Here is a 17,052-nt window from a genome sequence, read left to right as displayed (position 1 = left end):
ACATGAGGGGGGAATCTGTATGAAAATCTTGGTTATTGGAAGCGGAGGGCGAGAACACGCCTTGGCTTGGAAATTTGCCCAGTCTTCGAAAGTAACAGAGGTAATCGTTGCTCCGGGTAGCGATGCGATAAACGAGCTGGCAGGATGCCGGTCGATCCAAGCAGATATGTCTAACCATTCGAGTCTTGTTGACTTGGCAAAAACTGAAGAAGTTTCGTTAACCGTTGTGGGTCCTGAAGCCCCTCTCGTTGCAGGATTAATCGATGATCTTCAAGCAGCAGGTCTGAAAGCTTTTGGTCCAACGAAAGCAGCTGCCGAACTAGAAGGAAGCAAGCAATTCGCAAAGGATTTGATGGAAAAGTATCATATTCCTACTGCGGCTTTTGAATCTTTCACCGATTTGGAGAAGGCGAAGGCATATATCCAAAAGGTAGGTGCACCGATCGTTGTCAAAGCTGATGGATTAGCGGCTGGCAAAGGTGTAGTAGTTGCTGAAACGGAAGCAGAGGCTTTAGAAGCCTTGGATAAAATGATGGGTGAGCGAACATTTGGGGATGCCGGTGAATCAGTGGTCATTGAAGAATGCCTGCGTGGGGAAGAGTTATCCTTTATGGCTTTTGTTCATGGTAATACAGTCATTCCAATGGTTACGGCACAGGACCATAAGCGAGCGTTCGAAGGAGATACCGGACCTAATACTGGCGGAATGGGTGCCTATTCTCCGGTTCCTCATTTAGATGGTGATTGGTTAAAAAAAGCAGAAATGTCGATTTTACGGCCCATGGCTGGGGCAATGGTAACAGAAGGGGTTCCATTTACAGGGATTCTTTACGCTGGTCTAATGATTACCGAGCAAGGGCCGAAAGTGATTGAATTCAATGCTCGTTTTGGAGACCCGGAAACACAAGTTGTTTTACCTCGATTGAAGACGGATCTGGTAGATGTGATAGAGAGTGTCTTAAATGAGGAGGAACTAGCGCTTGAGTGGGCGGAGGAAGCTTGTGTTGGAGTTGTCTTGGCTTCAGAGGGCTATCCCGGTAGCTATGAAAAAGGTACAGTGTTTCATTTGCCTGAGGTTGACGACAAAGCAAGTCAGTTATGGTTTCATGCTGGAAGTGTAAAAAATGATTCTGATGCCGGTGGTTGGAAAACGAATGGCGGACGAGTGTTGTTGCTAGCGACGGTGGCTCCATCGCTGAAGGAAGCATTAAGTACGACGTATGATGTGTTAGCTCGAAGTGAGTGGAATGGGCTTTTTTATCGAAAGGATATTGCGCATCAGTTGGTTGAGAGATAATAATTTAATATAAGAGGTAAAATCCCGTCAAAGTCGATTTGTACTTTGACGGGATCTTTTTTACAAGAAATTTATAAAATTATTGGTTTTTTAAAGATTATTATTCTCGTCGAACAGAGAGGCTCGAATCCGCTCTAGGCGGACGCCTTCGCTACTTCGAGCTTTTAAAATCTATGGTTATGAAAGCAGTTCTTTTGCTTTAAATAAGTCGCGATGCGTTTTTCTTAAAAAAACTTTACATATATAAGCTAGCGAGAAATATTCCCAGACTTTCTTCGTAAATTTCATCAAATTGGCCAATCGGCAAAGGATTTTCGCCTTCGCCTAATTCAATCGTGAATCCGGGTCTTCTCCATTCTTGAATAAACCAATCTTTATAGCCCGCATAACTTTCCACATATTGAATGGGCTCATAGCCGCTAACGCGGGCAAACTCAGTAACAATTGTTTCGGCCTCTGGTGGCTCAAGATCTTGAAATCCCCAATAGATAACTCTGCCTTGCGTGTGAAAAGCTAACGCTCTATGAAATCCTGAGTCGTCGGTTAATTCAGCCATTGCTATAGATTCTGGTTCTGTCAAAGGTGCTGGGCCCGGATAATCTCTAGGTGCAGGTTGGTCAGGTTTGTCTGATATTTCTTGTTCTTCCTCCCATAAAGCCGGATACTGATTATTCAAGTCTACACCTCGAATGTTTGCTTTCCACCCGGAAAAGTCAGTACTTTGGTTATTTATTTCTAATACTTGACTGCGGTATGGTTCCTCATCCGGTAATCCTTCAATTAGCAAGTCTACGCCATCTGGATTCACCATAGGCACAATAGACAAAAATACCGATTCATAAAAAGGCGATACATCCAAACCTCTGATAGGTTGCATGTTTGTTAGCGCCAATAAGTATTGATTTAGTGTCTGCATTAATAGAGGAGTGGTAATCCATTCGTGTGCGTGGAAGGAGCCATTCATGTGTACTTTTTTAGCACCGCGACCAATACTCAGTTCGATAAGACTTTTTCCCATCACAGAATTTCCTATGGAACGAGAAGTCAAAAATGGATAGATCTCAGTGAGCTGGCTGATATCATTTACTAGTGAGGTATAACCGTAGGCTCTTCTTCCTTCAACGATCGGACGTTGAACTCTAAAGGGTACATTAATTGTTTGCCCAATTTGAAGAGCGTAGGGGTTTAGAGTGGGATTTAACAGATAAAGTGTATCCACACTGACTTCTAGCTGATTAGAAATTCTCCAAAGAGAATCTCCAGGCTGAATCGTATAAAAGTTCACGAAATACCCGGGAATTTTTACAATTTGACCTATTTGTAATAAGGCAGCATCAACTGTCGGATTCGAGTCAGTTATCAAATTTAATGGGATATTAAAAAGTCTGCTGTAATACCAAAAACTATCACCTTGACGTGCTCTAATATTCATACATCTATTCTCCTTTTAAACGAAGTTATCTTAGAATATATGATGATAAGAGCATGATTATTATTTTGGTGTAAAAGTAATTGTTGTATGATGAATAACATTTAGTTGTAGAGTGGTTTTTCAGGAGCAATAAGTAGACATTTGAAAAGATCGAATAGTTTAGGAGTATTTGGTGAAGGTTCTTTAATAACATTTCAATTTAACTTCTGGATAATGTGAGACATTTAGGATTGATAACCGGAACTGACTTACTTTGTTTTATTCGTTCTAATCATATATTCAGCAATAAGATCATCTAAATTTTGACTGATTTCAATAATTTTAAGATTACTAAACTTTCTTCTTTTTAATTGAGTTTCTAAATCTAGCCTCATTTCTTCTATGTCTCTCTTAAGTTGATCGTTCTTGGGATTGTCCAATGATATCATTCCTTTAGCAGGTAATTTATATATAACCACCTATACCCTATATTGGTTTTATAGTAACACAATAATTGAATTGTTCAAATACAGCACATAGTCTTGTCTGGTTGGTTATTGATGTTACACTTAGATAGACACAAAGAAAATGATGTGATAAAAAATGATACGTTTAAGTGATAATGTTCGCCTCTATCGAAGGTTATATAAATGGACACAGCAAGACTTAGCAACAAAGCTAAACATTTCACGTACAGTTATTACTCGTTGGGAAAATGAGGAAAGCACTCCTGATCTCCAAACCTTGATAAAACTATGTGATATCTTTCAGATAAATCTGGATACTCTTGTGGGATATGAGAAGCATAAAGAAACAGCTATAGCTTTGCAAAATCAAAATATAGAAGAACTTGGTGAGATAAGCATCAAACTTTTGCACTATATAAAACATAATCCTAGAATGAGAGATTCATTATATGAATTATCTATAATGCCCTATAAAAAGAGAAAACATCTAGAGAAAATTATTTTTATTATTCTAGATGATATATTGACGAATCTTAATGCTATTGATGAAGAAAAGCCTTCTTAAAAAGTTTGTGGTCTAACATTTATTCTGCAATTATTAAGGATTGAGGTGAGTCTTTTGAGGCAACAAAGATCGAGATATAAGCCTTTACAGAAATTAAGTTCGAAGGATATTCCTCCCCGTGAGGAGATCGAATGCATTTTAAAAGAGAATTCATTGGAATACGATCTTGAAATGACGCGAGAGAAACTTTGGGATATTTGGGTGAATTACTATAATGCCAGATATCAGTTGATTTCCAGTCTGTCGTGTAATAATGAGGATTTACAACAAGTGTTTAAGAAGATTGATAAGAATTATTGCACTATCTATAAGAACTGCTCAAATATCTAGAGAGATATTAGGCATTTATAAAAAAAATAACCGTATTGATGAAACGCTCTGAGAAGTTCTCTTTGGGCGTTTTTACATGTTTTAAAGGATGGTCATTAGTGGAAAACTAACTGTATAAGTAAATAGTAAGCCGATCTAGTGGATTATATTGCATACATAGGTCAAAATATAAAAGGTACAACCGTGAAAAGATTGCGCTCAGTTAATAAAAGACGCTACGCGTTTTTCTTAACTGATAAGAAAGTATAAAATGACAGCTATCTTTAGCCACCCGCATCAAGGGAAGTTCACCCTTGATGCTTAAATAATGGTGGCTTTAAAGATCACGCTGTATTTAATAAAAGACGCTACGCGTTTTTCTTAACTGAGCATTATATATGAAAGTTTGAAAGGGGTAGGGTATGATGGATAACGGAAACGTTATTGCTTTTGTAACACCGTTTGACAAAGCAGGACGGGGGAACGTGACAACAACTCGTCGAATAAAAGAAGGTTATGAGAAAAGGGGCTATCTTGTCAGATCTTTTGCCTATAATGAAGGAGGCACCTGAAAGCAGTTCGAGGAGATACTCCGGGAGAGTACTTGGGTGCATATTTTACACATTACGAGGTTTGCTAAGTGGGTTGATGAACAGAAATGCAACTTTGATTATAATAAGCCTTTTATATTAACAATGGGTGGAACAGATGTGCATGTAGACCTCGCTGAAAAAGGGTGGAGCGAAACAACTGTGAATCTTGTTAACCAATCAACGGCAGTCGTTTGTTTTAGTGAGGAAGCACGAAAAATGGTTGTTGAGGTCAACCCGGATTGGCAAGGAAAAGTAAAGGTTGTTCCGCAGGCTGTTATTCCTCCAAAGAGAACAGATCAAGGATCTAACAAAGATGAAAAGTTTGAGATTTTACTTCCGGCAGGCTTAAGACCGATTAAAGATGTATTACATCTATTAGATGCTTGGAAAGATCTGGACAAGCAGATACCCTTTTTGAAAGTAAAGGTGATTGGCGAAGCGCTTGATAAAGATGTGGAGCGGGAAGTATTAGCCGCTTGTGATTACTATTCTTTTTTGGAATATCATTCGACAGTCTCGTTTGACGAAATGGGCAATGTATATGCAGAGGCTGATGTTGTGATCAACACGTCTAAAGAAGAAGGACAATCCACGGCACTTTGCGAAGCAATGGCACTGGGTATCCCCGTAATTGCAAGAAATAATGCCGGCAACAGAGAGTTAATCAAACATGGCAAAACAGGATACATATATCAATATCCTTCTGAGTTTCCAGAGCTTATCAACCGTATTAGGAAAAATCCTTTGGAGACAAAACGTATGACAGAAAGAGCGCAAGCTTATTTTCAACATGAACGGACCGTTGAGCAAGAGACAACAGACTATCTATCAATTTTTAAAAGTTTGAGTGAATCTTGACATTTAAGAAATTAAATAAATAATTTTGGGGGAACTAAAATGAAACGAATTACTAAAGGATTGATAACGGCCACTTTAGTGGCAATACTAGCAGGATGTGGCGAAAATGAGGAAGAACAAGCTGGAGAAACGTTTCATGTAGGCGTCATCCCAGCATTATCGGGTGATGAGTTTCTTGAAGCAGTAGAAGAATTAGAAGGTGAATTAGATGAAGCCCTTCCTCAGGATGTCGAAATAGAGGTTTACCCAAATTATAATGGTGTTGTGGAAGGCTTGAACTACGGACATATCCAAATGGCTTACTTAGGACCGAGAACGTATGTAAGTGCAAATGATGAATCAGGAGCAGAAGCAATTATTACACAGCTCATTGACGGTGAAGCATCTTACTATTCCTATATTATTACTCACGCGGACAATCCATGGGATACACTGGATGAATTCTTGGAAAACGTGGAGGAACGATCCTTTGCTTTTGGTTCTGTTTCTTCTACATCCGGTTCTCTCGTTCCCGGTAAGGAATTAAGTGATCGTGGTGTTTACACAAATGAAGAAGAATATGAGTTTGATGTTGTTAGTTTTTCTGGATCTCATGATATAACCGGAGAGCAAGTAGAAAGTAATCAAGTGGACGCTGGAGCAATTGATAGTGCTTTTTACAACTCGCTTATTGAGCAAGGAACTCTTGATGAATCTGAAACGAAAGTAATTTGGCAATCCGAAGCTTTATTTCAATATCCGTGGTCGGTATCACCTGACGTAGATGATGAAACGGTTGAATTGATTAAGGATACATTTTTAAACATGGATAATGAAGTGGTATTAGAAGGATTTGCAGCGACTGGATTTACCGAAGCTACAGATGAGGACTATCAATTAATTCGTGACATCATGATTGAAGAAGGCGAAATTGACGCTGAGTAAAGAATAGACAAATTACTTTAGGTCAAAGGAATAGTGGTGACGTACTTATGTGGTTTAATAAAAAGAATATTTTAATAACTGTCTTTATATTTGGGATCGTCATTTGGAGTTCTATTGGAACAGGAGTCAGGCCAATCCCATTAGATAATTTTGTGGCCTTTTCAGAGCGATTTTTCCCACCTAATTGGGATAGAACGAATGTAGCCTTAAGTGCTAGTCTGATTACGTTACAAGTCGCTTTTTTAGGAACAATTCTAGCTTTGCTAGTGGCGATTCCGATCAGCTTTTTAGCTGCCAATAATACGTCACCAAATGGGTATGTATACCACACGGTAAGAAGCATGCTCAGTTTTCTTCGGTCTGTTCCTGATATTGTGTTAGGTCTCTTTTTTGTTGTGTTAATCGGATTAGGACCATACGCGGCTGTTCTAGCTATTTTTATTCACAACGTTGGCGTGCTTGGAAAACTTATTGCAGAGCTCATTGAGTCGGCGGATAAAGGACCGCAAGAAGCTGTTCAGTCAATGGGACTGTGTAAAAGCATGGTTGCACTTTATGGTGTACTGCCGCAAATTATCCCCAACGTGCTGTCTCATTACTTTTACCGTTTTGAAGTTGCTATTCGAACCTCTCTAATCCTAGGGTTTATTGGAGCAGGAGGAATAGGACAGCTGTTGTTTAATGATTTCCAAACCTTTAGATATGACAATGTTAGTTTGTACGTACTGTTTATTATGGGTCTGGTTGTTTTTGTTGACATGTTAGGCAGCTATGTGCGAAATCGGGTGATTTAGGAGGTGCAAGTCATGGCATTAACACTACAAGATGTTTCGATGATTTATAAAAGTAAAGGGAATAAAGGTAAAAAAGAACAGGCACTTGATAGTATTAACTTATCTATCCAACAAGGAGAATTTGTTGGTGTATTGGGACGAAGCGGAGCTGGGAAATCTACATTTATTCGGTGTATTAATCAATTAGTCAGACCAAGTCATGGAAAGGTGATATGGTTAGATAAAGAGATGACGACAATGAATAAAGACCAACTCTGTATAACAAGACGTGAAATTGGGATGATTTTTCAACAATTTAATCTTGTACCTCGGCTCAGCGCACATAAAAATTGTGTGATGGGAGGGTTTGGCTATCGGCCAAGGTGGAAGAATATGCTTGGTTTGATTACAGCAGAAGAAAGAGAACGAGCAATGCGTGCCTTGGAACGAGTTGGTATTGACCATATGGCTCATAAACGTGTGGATCAATTGAGTGGTGGGCAGCAGCAGCGCGTAGCAATTGCAAGAATGATTATGCAAAGACCTAAATTAATTTTAGGAGACGAGCCAGTGTCGAGTTTAGATCCAACCACTTCTAAAGAAGTAATGCAATTAATTCGTGACGTCCATGACACAGAAAATATGACGACACTTATTAATTTGCATAATGTAGAACTTGCATTGGAATATTGTGACCGCATCATTGGTTTAGCAGAAGGACGACTTGTTTTTGATGGATCACCTCAGGACGTAGACGATCATGCATTAAAAACGATATACGGCTAAAAAACAGTTGAAATAGAAAATTATTGGAATGAAAACTAGCCTTACTTAAGTTTCTTAAGTAAGTCCCAAAAGCTGAATGAGGTTTTTTTGTAAACTTTATTGTACGCTGCTTTTTCTGGTTTTTTCACCCACCCCATGCCTTTTTTCCCGTATCCGGGAACGAGGGCTTTTTTTGCTTTTCGCTTTAGCCTGCCAGTTGTTCGAGCTTTTACTGAGCGCTTTATACTTGGTTTTCTCCATCCGAACTTCATTATAATGACCCCCTAGTAGAGTTTCCATCTAAAGATAGATTTAAAGGTTTGAAGGAACTAACTATCTATTATAAATACTAACGGAATCACTTCTTTTTTAATAGTTAAATGAGTACATTTACAGAGAGGCATATAACCAGTATGGTGAAGGATTTTAAATACTAATCATAAAAATTGGAATATTATATTTAATTCTGAATTCAATGTGTTATACTATATTTTAAATTAGTAAATATAGTATACACTAATTGAATGGAGATATCCTCATCAATGATACTAGAAAACGAGAGTGGGTGAGTATTGGGCAGGAAAAAAAGGATATTTATTCTATCAGATTCAGTAGGGGAAACAGCAGAACACGTTGTAAACGCTGTCACTAGTCAATTTTCTTTAACGGATGTCGAGTTTCACCGGAATCCTTATGTGAACGGTGTAAAGGATATTGAGGAAGTGATCATGGAGGCGAAGGAGTACCAATCCATTCTCGCTTATACGATTGTGATTGATGAATTAAAGGAATATTTAGATCGTCGGGCAGCAGAAGAAAATATAAAAACAGTAGATCTGCTAAATCCGTTGACAAATGCGATAAGTCAATCATTTGGTAAGCAACCGGCTCATGAGGCTGGGAGAATCAGAAAACTGGATGATGACTATTTTCAAAGAGTCGCAGCCATTGAGTTTGCCGTGAAATATGATGATGCCAGAGATGCGAGGGGGATATTAAAAGCAGATTTAGTGATCATCGGTGTGTCGAGAACATCTAAGACTCCTCTATCTATGTATTTAGCTCATAAAAGATTCAAGGTGGCGAATATCCCGCTAGTGCCAGAAGTTGCTCCACCAGAGGAGCTTTTTCAGTTGCCTAGTAACCGTTGCGTTGGACTTGTAATCACTCCGGATAAATTAAATGAAATTCGTAAAGAACGACTAAAAGCAATGGGATTAACTTCAGGAGCGACTTATGCAAGACTGGAACGAATTGTTGAAGAACTAGAGTATGCAGATAAAATCATTAAACGGGTTGGATGCCCGGTGATAAATGTTTCTAATAAAGCTGTCGAAGAAACAGCTAACTATATTATGGAAGTACTGAAAATGGAGAGGGGAACCTAGCGATGGATAAGTTAGTTTATATGTTTGATGAAGGTAAAAGTGGTATGAAGGAAACTTTAGGTGGAAAAGGAGCTAACTTAGCGGAGATGACGCGCATTGGTTTACCGGTTCCATACGGATTTACGATTTCGACTCGAGCATGTAACGCTTATCACGACTCTGACAAGAAAGTAACGGATGACTTGGAGCACGAAGTACTTGAATCCCTGCACCATTTAGAGTCAGTGACAGGGAAAAAGCTCGGGGATGTATCGAACCCTTTGCTCGTTTCGGTGAGGTCAGGTTCGGTATTTTCCATGCCAGGGATGATGGATACAGTCTTGAATTTAGGGATGAATGATGACACGGTTGAGGCTATTGCTGGATTAACAAATAATCCTCGATTTGCTTTTGATTCCTACCGCAGGTTTATTCAAATGTTCAGCGATGTCGTGCTGGACGTAGATGCTTACTTTTTCGAGCGATTTCTTGAAGATTTTCGCGAGAAGAAGGATTATGCCACGGATCCGGAATTAACGGCAGGAGACTGGAAAGAAGTCATCGTAGGTTACAAAGAAATTGTCAAAAGACATACGAAGAGATTATTTCCGCAGGATCCAAAAGAACAGCTCTTTCTTGCGATTGAATCCGTGTTTGATTCGTGGAATAACCAAAGGGCAATTATTTATCGAACCTTAAATAAGATTCCTGGTCATCTTGGTACGGCGGTTAACATTCAAAGCATGGTTTTTGGCAATATGGGAGATGATTCCGGCACGGGGGTTGCTTTTACAAGAGATCCTTCTACTGGGGAATCGATTCTTTACGGAGAGTATTTGATAAATGCGCAAGGCGAAGATGTTGTTGCAGGAATTCGAACCCCACAACCGATTCAAACGTTAGAGGAAAATATGCCTGCTGTTTTTCAACAGTTTGTAGAAACATGCAATCGATTGGAAAGTCATTATGGAGATATGCAGGATATTGAATTCACGGTAGAACGAGGGAATTTATTTATCCTACAAACACGGAATGGCAAACGAACAGCGCAATCAGCTATCCGAATTGCTGTCGAGATGGTGAAGGAAGGAATCATTACAAAACAAGAAGCGCTCCTTCGGGTAGATCCCGAACAATTAAATCAGCTCTTACACCGACGGATTGACGAGTCGATCGAAATAAACCAGCTAGCCAAAGGGTTACCCGCATCTCCTGGAGCAGCTACCGGGCAAGTAGTGTTTGATTCCGATGATGCAGAGCTTTTAGCAAAAGAAGGAAAAAAAGTGATTCTTGTTCGTACAGAAACCACGCCCGATGATATCCACGGTATCGTGTCTTCTCAAGCAGTTGTTACGAGTCGTGGCGGGATGACAAGTCACGCCGCTGTCGTAGCGCGCGGGATGGGAAAAGCGTGTATTTGCGGTTGTGATCAGATAAGGATTGATAGTAAGAAAAAAGAATTCTATGTCGGTGATACAGTCGTTCACTACTTAGATACGATCACGATTGATGGTGGAACCGGGGAAATTATGCTGGGCGAAGTTTCGATGATTGATCCTCAATTATCTGAAGAGTTCCAGGAGATACTTTCTTGGGCAGATGACGAGCGAACACTAGGAGTTCGAGCGAATGCGGATAATCCAACGGATGCAAGAAAAGCATTGGAATTTGGTGCTGGCGGAATAGGGCTTTGCCGAACAGAGCACATGTTTATGGATCCAGCAAGAGTGCCAATCGTTCAAGAAATGATTTTGGCCGAGAATTTCGAGGATCGGATGATAGCCTTAACGAAACTTCTGCCGATGCAGCAAGAAGACTTTTCAAATATTTTTGAGGTGATGAATGGTCATCCTGTAACGATTCGATTGTTAGACCCGCCACTTCATGAATTTTTACCTGATAAAGAAGAGCTTATTGTAGAAGTTACGAAACTTCAAATCATGGATCCTCAATCGAAGGAGTTACCAGAGAAAGAACTGTTACTTCGAAAAATTCGTCAGTTAGATGAATTTAACCCGATGCTGGGCCACCGCGGTTGTCGTCTCGGTGTTGTTTATCCGGAAATCTATATGATGCAAGCAAAGGCGATATTTTACGCGGCTGCATCGCAATTAGAAAAAGGATTTGATGTCACCCCTGAAATCATGATTCCACTTGTAGGGCATGTCAATGAATTGAAACTGATGCGGATAGTTGTCGATGAGGCAGCGGAGTTAGTTGCAAATGAAACAGGGAGAAAGGTCGAATACACTGTAGGTACGATGATTGAAATCCCTCGAGCAGCGTTGACTGCCGATCAAATTGCTGAAGAGGCAGACTTCTTCTCCTTTGGAACAAATGATTTAACGCAGACTACGTTTGGATTCAGTCGGGATGATGCAGAAAGTAAATTTCTACAGCACTATATTGATGAACAAACATTACCGGATAACCCATTTATGATATTGGACCAAGATGGAGTTGGAAAGTTAATAGAAACTGGTGTAAATCTTGGTCGGAAAACAAAGCCGGCATTAAAAACAGGGATTTGCGGAGAACATGGCGGAGAAAAGAGTTCCATCGAGTTTTGCTTTGAAAAAGGGCTGGATTACGTAAGCTGCTCGCCATACCGTGTTCCGTTAGCGCGATTAGCTGCTGCACAAGCAACGATTCGCTCTAAGGTATTGATCCACTGAGTTAGTTGACTATATTTTTAAAAATGAAGACTGTTTCTATCAAATCAGTTAAGAATAATGATTTGGTAGAACAGTCTTTTTAGAGATGGTTGTTTTCTTTTAACTGAGAGCACTCGAATCCGCTCTAGGAGGCTCGCTTGATCATCCACGGAAAGCGAGCGGTAATCCTTCCAAACAACCTTCGATGATTATAAAGCAAAAAATAGAAAAAAAGACCCGAAGTATTTTAAGACTGCAATGCAATTATTCTAACTTTGGAGCTTTTCTCTTCATCGTTGCTTGTTCATATGCGTAAGCAAGTTTTAATAGCATTGGTTCAGAATAGGCTTTGCTGGTGAATGTAATTCCAACTGGATGACCTTCAGACGTATAGCCGGCAGGAACTGTTATTGATGGATAGCCAGCTTTAGCAGGAATCGCGGCACCAAGATTGTTAGGATAAACGATCGCATCCAGGTTATTTTCAGCTAATGTTAGATCGATACCTTTTTCTTTTGAATTTGTATAGTCAAAGGTTAATGCATGTAAATAAGCAGGTTCTGTTAACGTACCACTCGATAGCTCAGATTTTTCAAGGATTGTTTGTCCATACTTTAATCGAGTGGAAGGTTCAAGCCGATTGAACTGGATAATATCTGCTAACGTTTTTGGTGAAGTAGTTGATGCATACTCATGCAGATAGCTATTTAATGCTGTTTTGAATTCAAAAAGCATGACATCCATCGACCAAGGTGCATCCATTGTCTTTACAACGACGGAATCGATCACTTCTGCTCCAAGGTCTTTCAACTTCTGAATAGCTTCTTCCATTATAAGCTGTTCTTCCTCTGATATATTTTCAAAAATACCTTCCCGGGCAATTCCAATCCGCGAACCTTGTAAGGTGTCTTTTTCCAGACTGGAGGTGAAATTAAATTCAGTGAGTTCATGATTTGTTTTTGTGACTGGATCAGATGGGTCTTGAGCAACGAGTGCATTTAATAAGAGCGCAGCATCCTTCACCGTTCGTGTAATTGGACCCGCAGTATCTTGTGTAATAGATATCGGAATGATACCTGATCGGCTTAAAAGACCAACTGTCGGTTTCACCCCAACAACGGAGTTTTGACTGGCTGGACTCAGAATGGAACCCGATGTCTCTGTGCCGATGGCAACCATAGCAAGATTCGCTGCAATACCAGCTGCTGATCCTGAGCTTGATCCCCCGCAATCAATACCTGGTCCATAAGGATTTAAGACCTGCCCCCCACGGGAACTATAGCCATTTTTCATATTCTCTGTCATGAAGTTTGCCCACTCGGTCATATTCGCCTTACCAATAATGATCGCCCCAGCTTCGCGAAGTTGTTTCACAAGAAACGAATCCTTCATTGCATAGCTTTCGGCTAAGGCTAAAGAACCAGCACTCGTATGCAATTTATCGGCTGTTGCAAGGTTGTCCTTTATTAATACAGGAATGCCATGTAATGAGCTGCGAAAACCTGATTCTTTCCTTTCCATGTCCAACGCTTCTGCCAGTTGGATTGCCTCCGGATTTATTTCTAAAATAGCATTAACGCCGTTCTCTCCTTTATCAAACTCTGCTATTCGTTTGAGGTACAGCATGATCAACTCTTTTATGGTAATTAACTCTTTTTTAAAAGCGATCCGAATGTCGTCTATCGTCAATTCCTCTAATTGTTCTTCGTAAAACTTCTGTAAGCGTTCATTTAGCATAAGTAAGAATCTCCTTTTGTTATTAGTCTTTGTTAATTATAGCTCTCTTTCCCTGAGCTTTCATCTATTTGAAGTTATGTATTGTAAGGGAAAGCGAAAGCTAAATCTGTCAAAATAAAAAGCTGTCTATGAAGGAGTGAAAATAATTCCTTTCAAGACAGCTGCTATCGTTTTTAGAAATTAACGATCACGTTTTTTACTTTTCTTCGACTTTTTGATTTGTTGAGCATCATTTTCTGCCGCAAACTCAGTTTGTCCATTCCGTTTATCTAAGTAAATATTTTTATCAGTACTACGATTTTTTTTGTTATGCTGTTCGTTGCGTTTCTCATGATTATTCATCACACTCACCTCCACTACATAGTGTTTATGAAAAATCCAAATTTATGTATGAATCATAAGTAAACTCATGAATAAATGGTTCACTTAAACAATCCGAATAATTGTCATTAGCATTAATTGAAACTTAAAAAATTAGTGAGAATACTATTTACTTTAATTCCAATAATAGGATATGATCATAGTGCATTACAACACTAATGCACTATGTCTCGTGGAAGGAGGGGTGGTCTTGTTTTTAAATACAGAGGGCACGAAACCAATTTACGTACAAATTGCTGAATGGATTGAGACGGAAATCTTAAATGGAAACTTCAAGAAGGATGATAAGGTCAATTCCCAATATCAATTGGCAGAAATGTTTAATATTAATCCAGCCACTGCCGGCAAGGGACTGATGATATTAATGGATGAAAACGTCATTTATAAAAAGCGAGGATTAGGGATGTTTGTCTCGATAGATGCGAAAAAAAATATCATTAATAAACGTAAGGAACAGACGTTGAAGAGGTTAGTTCAAGAATTAGTTTTGGAAGCGAAATATTTAGATGTGGATGAAAAAGAACTTCTTGAAATGATTAGACAGGCAAACCTTGAAGGGAAGGGTGAAGAAAAATGACAGTGGTCCATTTTCAGGATGTATCGAAAAAGTTTGGACGTACAAAAGCGTTAAATAATGCGACATTCTCTATTGAGGAAAATAAAATAACGGGCTTGATTGGAAGAAATGGTGCCGGTAAAACAACGATATTAAATATTATATCCGGCTTGATTCAAGCAACTTCAGGAGAGGTAAAGGTATTTTCAGAAAAACCATTTAATAGCCTTTTGGTTTCCGCAAATTCTATCTTAGTCGATGACAAGATGAGTATGCCTTCCTTGAATTTAAACGGAATATTAATAGAAGCGGGAAGATTTTATGAAAAATGGGATGCATCGTTAGCTCAGCGTTTATTTGAATATTTTTCATTTAATGAAAACCAAAGTCATAATACGTTGTCGAAAGGTAAAAAGAGTACATTCAATATGATAATTGGTTTAGCTTCCCGTTGTCCATTAACTGTGTTTGATGAGCCGACGACTGGAATGGATGAAGCGGTACGAAAGGATTTTTACCGAGCTCTGTTAAAAGACTACCTCGCGCATCCGAGAACAATCCTGCTCTCGAGTCACCATTTAAATGAAATGGAAGATCTGCTAGAAGACGTCATGCTGATTAAGGACGGTGAGACTCATTTACACATGCCTATTGAAGATTTAAAAAACTATGCTATAGCCTTCAAAGGGAATGGTGATCAAGTTAAAACGTGGACGAAAGATCATTATATTTTGTATCGGAAATCTCTTGGCCCGGATCAAATGTATATTGTCTCCCGAAATACGTATTCAGATGAAACGATTCAACGAATAAAAAGAAATGGAATTGAGATTTCCAATGTTTCACCAAGTGAGGTTTGCGTTTATTTAACAAGCTCGTCAAAAGGAGGTATTGATGATGTCTTTAGCTAAAATTAACATGGATGATACGATTAAAAAATTATATTTATTTAAACTAAACTCATATTCAGGTGTATTTACCACGTTAATTTTTCTACAGATTATCTCTATTATCTTAGCATTTAATAGTGGTGAGATGAGTGTGGGTTTTGATATTTTTGAAGTGAAAATTAATTACTATTCCGCATCCAGTGTTTTTGTTCTAACTATGTTGTGGGGATTTATTACAGCGTTCTTATTAACTACAAAAGGGTATAGACATGCTGATTTTATGTTTGTAACAAATCGGCTAACCAGTCATTTAGCAAATGGATTATTTCTGCTGACAATGAGCTTTCTTGGCTCGTTAACGGCCTCTCTGTCTCCATTTCTAATCAGAGTAATTATTTTTATCTATCAAGATGAGGGACACATAACTGAGGATTTTCTAATGTCAGCCCAAGCTCATGAATTTATAATTGGATTTGCTGCAGCTTTTCTCTATTTACTAGTCTTTAGTGTACTAGGTTATTTATTTGGGATGCTAATTCAATCTAACAAAGCTCTGCAAGTAATCATTCTGGTTGTATTTTTAGGTGGATTGATGATCAATTCAGGTGAGCAAGGTATGATAATTTCGATAATTAATTTTTTCATGATGGAATCATCATTCGTATTATTTACTTTAAAAATGATAGTCTCGATATTGATGATCTATTTAAGCACGATTCTCCTTACGAATAAGATGGAGGTGATTCGCTAATGGGGATGCTCATTATTTTAGTTATTATTGGACTGATAGTGTATTTTATGAAAAAAGGAATCGATAATAAGATAATAAGAAGTAACTCTAAAGGTCTGAAGTGGTTGTTCTTAGGTTATTTAAGTATTTTAGTACTTTCAGTACCAGTTGCTTTTTTGCTTCCAATCGAAACAGAATCTTTGAAAGGTGAAATTGCTAAGGGCGATGTAGTGTATGAACAAGATATCTATATTGAAGATGCTCTTTTAAAAGGGGAGATCGAAGAGTTAGTAGATAAAAATAAAACGGAGTTATGGGCATTTGACTACGAGAATGATGTTTTGAATATTGAGCAGAAAGCTGAGGAGTTCTACGTTGCTGTTTATCTGGAGGAAACGTCAGAGTATACAGAAATGATAGAAGCTACTTTTTTTTATCCTAGATTAATTGTAGATGAGTGGGATTTTTCTAATGAAGTAAGTCCAATTAGAGTTGAACTGAAAAATAACTCGCTTAATATTTATGAACCTCTGTCGGTTACGATTAATCACGGAGAGTTCGAGATGGGATTTCCTATGAGTCAATTCTATGGAGAATCGAAGATGATGGGCCGCAGTTCATCATCATCGATGGGGGGACAAATCCTTTATCTCAAGGTGCCTGAAGGTTTAGAAATAGGTGATGATACTAATGTTGATATTATTAAAGTGGAATAGTTTTGTTATATATTTACATTTTGGGACAACTCTATTAAACTTGCTAAAGAGGCAGGTGT

At 38.7% G+C, this 17,052-nt stretch carries 18 protein-coding genes; 13 read left to right on the top strand and 5 right to left on the bottom strand.

Going from position 1 to position 17,052, the window contains the following annotated elements:
• Positions 1-19 precede the first annotated feature (19 nt).
• Positions 20-1,297 carry a phosphoribosylamine--glycine ligase gene (gene purD / locus ACHABW_RS04560; protein WP_435754255.1) on the top strand — a complete coding sequence of 426 codons (1,278 nt, stop codon included), beginning with the start codon at positions 20-22 and terminating at the stop codon, positions 1,295-1,297.
• Between the two features lie 235 nt (positions 1,298-1,532).
• On the opposite strand, the gene ACHABW_RS04555 is transcribed toward purD, so the two are convergent.
• Together ACHABW_RS04555 and ACHABW_RS04550 are read right to left on the bottom strand one after the other, a co-directional pair.
• Positions 1,533-2,729 (bottom strand): M14 family metallopeptidase, encoded by a 1,197-nt coding sequence (locus tag ACHABW_RS04555; protein WP_435754254.1) that lies wholly within the window; start codon positions 2,727-2,729, stop codon positions 1,533-1,535.
• A 248-nt stretch (positions 2,730-2,977) separates the two neighbouring features.
• Positions 2,978-3,148 (bottom strand): aspartyl-phosphate phosphatase Spo0E family protein, encoded by a 171-nt coding sequence (locus ACHABW_RS04550; protein WP_435754253.1) that lies wholly within the window; start codon positions 3,146-3,148, stop codon positions 2,978-2,980.
• 163 nt (positions 3,149-3,311) lie between these two features.
• On the opposite strand from ACHABW_RS04550, the gene ACHABW_RS04545 reads away from it, so the two are divergent.
• From ACHABW_RS04545 to phnC, 6 genes are all read left to right on the top strand, one after another.
• Positions 3,312-3,740 (top strand): helix-turn-helix domain-containing protein, encoded by a 429-nt coding sequence (locus ACHABW_RS04545; protein ID WP_110937322.1) that lies wholly within the window; start codon positions 3,312-3,314, stop codon positions 3,738-3,740.
• Between the two features lie 731 nt (positions 3,741-4,471).
• Positions 4,472-4,621 carry a hypothetical protein gene (locus tag ACHABW_RS04540; RefSeq protein ID WP_435754252.1) on the top strand — a complete coding sequence of 50 codons (150 nt, stop codon included), beginning with the start codon at positions 4,472-4,474 and terminating at the stop codon, positions 4,619-4,621.
• Positions 4,622-4,657: 36 nt separating this feature from the next.
• Positions 4,658-5,500 carry a glycosyltransferase gene (locus tag ACHABW_RS04535; protein WP_435754251.1) on the top strand — a complete coding sequence of 281 codons (843 nt, stop codon included), beginning with the start codon at positions 4,658-4,660 and terminating at the stop codon, positions 5,498-5,500.
• A 39-nt stretch (positions 5,501-5,539) separates the two neighbouring features.
• Positions 5,540-6,424, top strand: a complete 885-nt coding sequence (gene phnD / locus ACHABW_RS04530; protein WP_435754250.1) for a phosphate/phosphite/phosphonate ABC transporter substrate-binding protein — start codon at positions 5,540-5,542, stop codon at positions 6,422-6,424.
• 47 nt (positions 6,425-6,471) lie between these two features.
• Complete coding sequence (gene phnE, locus ACHABW_RS04525) at positions 6,472-7,218, top strand: phosphonate ABC transporter, permease protein PhnE (RefSeq protein ID WP_110937318.1); 747 nt, start codon at positions 6,472-6,474, stop codon at positions 7,216-7,218.
• Between the two features lie 12 nt (positions 7,219-7,230).
• Positions 7,231-7,983: a phosphonate ABC transporter ATP-binding protein gene (gene phnC, locus ACHABW_RS04520; protein WP_435754249.1), complete on the top strand. Its 753-nt coding sequence runs from the start codon at positions 7,231-7,233 to the stop codon at positions 7,981-7,983.
• A gap of 41 nt (positions 7,984-8,024) precedes the next feature.
• Here phnC and ACHABW_RS04515 read toward each other — a convergent pair whose 3' ends face one another.
• A complete protein-coding gene (locus ACHABW_RS04515; protein WP_435754248.1) occupies positions 8,025-8,234 on the bottom strand; it encodes a hypothetical protein in 210 nt (69 codons plus the stop codon).
• Positions 8,235-8,534: 300 nt separating this feature from the next.
• Between ACHABW_RS04515 and ACHABW_RS04510 the strand changes: the two genes are divergently transcribed.
• On the top strand, positions 8,535-9,350 hold the full coding sequence (locus ACHABW_RS04510; protein WP_435754247.1) for a pyruvate, water dikinase regulatory protein: 816 nt from the start codon (positions 8,535-8,537) through the stop codon (positions 9,348-9,350).
• Between the two features lie 2 nt (positions 9,351-9,352).
• Positions 9,353-12,004, top strand: a complete 2,652-nt coding sequence (ppdK, locus tag ACHABW_RS04505; protein ID WP_435754246.1) for a pyruvate, phosphate dikinase — start codon at positions 9,353-9,355, stop codon at positions 12,002-12,004.
• A gap of 243 nt (positions 12,005-12,247) precedes the next feature.
• On the opposite strand, the gene ACHABW_RS04500 is transcribed toward ppdK, so the two are convergent.
• Positions 12,248-13,720, bottom strand: coding sequence for an amidase family protein (locus tag ACHABW_RS04500; RefSeq protein WP_435754245.1), 1,473 nt, complete (start codon positions 13,718-13,720; stop codon positions 12,248-12,250).
• A 180-nt stretch (positions 13,721-13,900) separates the two neighbouring features.
• Positions 13,901-14,062, bottom strand: coding sequence for a hypothetical protein (locus ACHABW_RS04495; RefSeq protein WP_435754244.1), 162 nt, complete (start codon positions 14,060-14,062; stop codon positions 13,901-13,903).
• A 229-nt stretch (positions 14,063-14,291) separates the two neighbouring features.
• Between ACHABW_RS04495 and ACHABW_RS04490 the strand changes: the two genes are divergently transcribed.
• From ACHABW_RS04490 to ACHABW_RS04475, 4 genes are read left to right on the top strand one after another with little or no spacing between them, the layout of a single operon-like run.
• Complete coding sequence (locus ACHABW_RS04490; RefSeq protein ID WP_110937313.1) at positions 14,292-14,678, top strand: GntR family transcriptional regulator; 387 nt, start codon at positions 14,292-14,294, stop codon at positions 14,676-14,678.
• Positions 14,675-15,568, top strand: a complete 894-nt coding sequence (locus ACHABW_RS04485; RefSeq protein ID WP_435754243.1) for an ATP-binding cassette domain-containing protein — start codon at positions 14,675-14,677, stop codon at positions 15,566-15,568. The genes ACHABW_RS04490 and ACHABW_RS04485 overlap by 4 nt, the downstream gene beginning before the upstream one ends.
• Positions 15,552-16,298, top strand: coding sequence for a hypothetical protein (locus ACHABW_RS04480; protein WP_435754242.1), 747 nt, complete (start codon positions 15,552-15,554; stop codon positions 16,296-16,298). The genes ACHABW_RS04485 and ACHABW_RS04480 overlap by 17 nt, the downstream gene beginning before the upstream one ends.
• On the top strand, positions 16,298-16,993 hold the full coding sequence (locus ACHABW_RS04475) for a hypothetical protein (RefSeq protein WP_435754241.1): 696 nt from the start codon (positions 16,298-16,300) through the stop codon (positions 16,991-16,993). Before ACHABW_RS04480 ends, ACHABW_RS04475 begins: the two co-directional genes overlap by 1 nt.
• The last annotated feature ends 59 nt before the right edge of the window (positions 16,994-17,052 follow it).

Source organism: Salipaludibacillus sp. CF4.18 (genome assembly GCF_051262595.1).
GTDB lineage: Bacteria > Bacillota > Bacilli > Bacillales > Salisediminibacteriaceae > Salipaludibacillus > Salipaludibacillus neizhouensis.
The sequence above is the reverse complement of the archived record's forward strand: the minus strand, read 5'-3'. Positions and strand labels throughout refer to the sequence as shown.

What these genes read in the sequence shown, in the direction of transcription:
- phnE (WP_110937318.1), top strand. Translation starts at nt 6,472, where the DNA reads ATGTGGTTTAATAAAAAGAATATTTTAATAACTGTCTTTATATTTGGG.
- ACHABW_RS04545 (WP_110937322.1), top strand. Translation starts at nt 3,312, where the DNA reads ATGATACGTTTAAGTGATAATGTTCGCCTCTATCGAAGGTTATATAAA.
- ACHABW_RS04540 (WP_435754252.1), top strand. Translation starts at nt 4,472, where the DNA reads ATGATGGATAACGGAAACGTTATTGCTTTTGTAACACCGTTTGACAAA.
- ppdK (WP_435754246.1), top strand. Translation starts at nt 9,353, where the DNA reads ATGGATAAGTTAGTTTATATGTTTGATGAAGGTAAAAGTGGTATGAAG.
- ACHABW_RS04515 (WP_435754248.1), bottom strand. Translation starts at nt 8,234, where the DNA reads ATGAAGTTCGGATGGAGAAAACCAAGTATAAAGCGCTCAGTAAAAGCT.
- ACHABW_RS04475 (WP_435754241.1), top strand. Translation starts at nt 16,298, where the DNA reads ATGGGGATGCTCATTATTTTAGTTATTATTGGACTGATAGTGTATTTT.
- ACHABW_RS04480 (WP_435754242.1), top strand. Translation starts at nt 15,552, where the DNA reads ATGATGTCTTTAGCTAAAATTAACATGGATGATACGATTAAAAAATTA.
- ACHABW_RS04555 (WP_435754254.1), bottom strand. Translation starts at nt 2,729, where the DNA reads ATGAATATTAGAGCACGTCAAGGTGATAGTTTTTGGTATTACAGCAGA.
- ACHABW_RS04500 (WP_435754245.1), bottom strand. Translation starts at nt 13,720, where the DNA reads ATGCTAAATGAACGCTTACAGAAGTTTTACGAAGAACAATTAGAGGAA.
- ACHABW_RS04495 (WP_435754244.1), bottom strand. Translation starts at nt 14,062, where the DNA reads ATGAATAATCATGAGAAACGCAACGAACAGCATAACAAAAAAAATCGT.
- ACHABW_RS04485 (WP_435754243.1), top strand. Translation starts at nt 14,675, where the DNA reads ATGACAGTGGTCCATTTTCAGGATGTATCGAAAAAGTTTGGACGTACA.
- phnD (WP_435754250.1), top strand. Translation starts at nt 5,540, where the DNA reads ATGAAACGAATTACTAAAGGATTGATAACGGCCACTTTAGTGGCAATA.
- phnC (WP_435754249.1), top strand. Translation starts at nt 7,231, where the DNA reads ATGGCATTAACACTACAAGATGTTTCGATGATTTATAAAAGTAAAGGG.
- purD (WP_435754255.1), top strand. Translation starts at nt 20, where the DNA reads ATGAAAATCTTGGTTATTGGAAGCGGAGGGCGAGAACACGCCTTGGCT.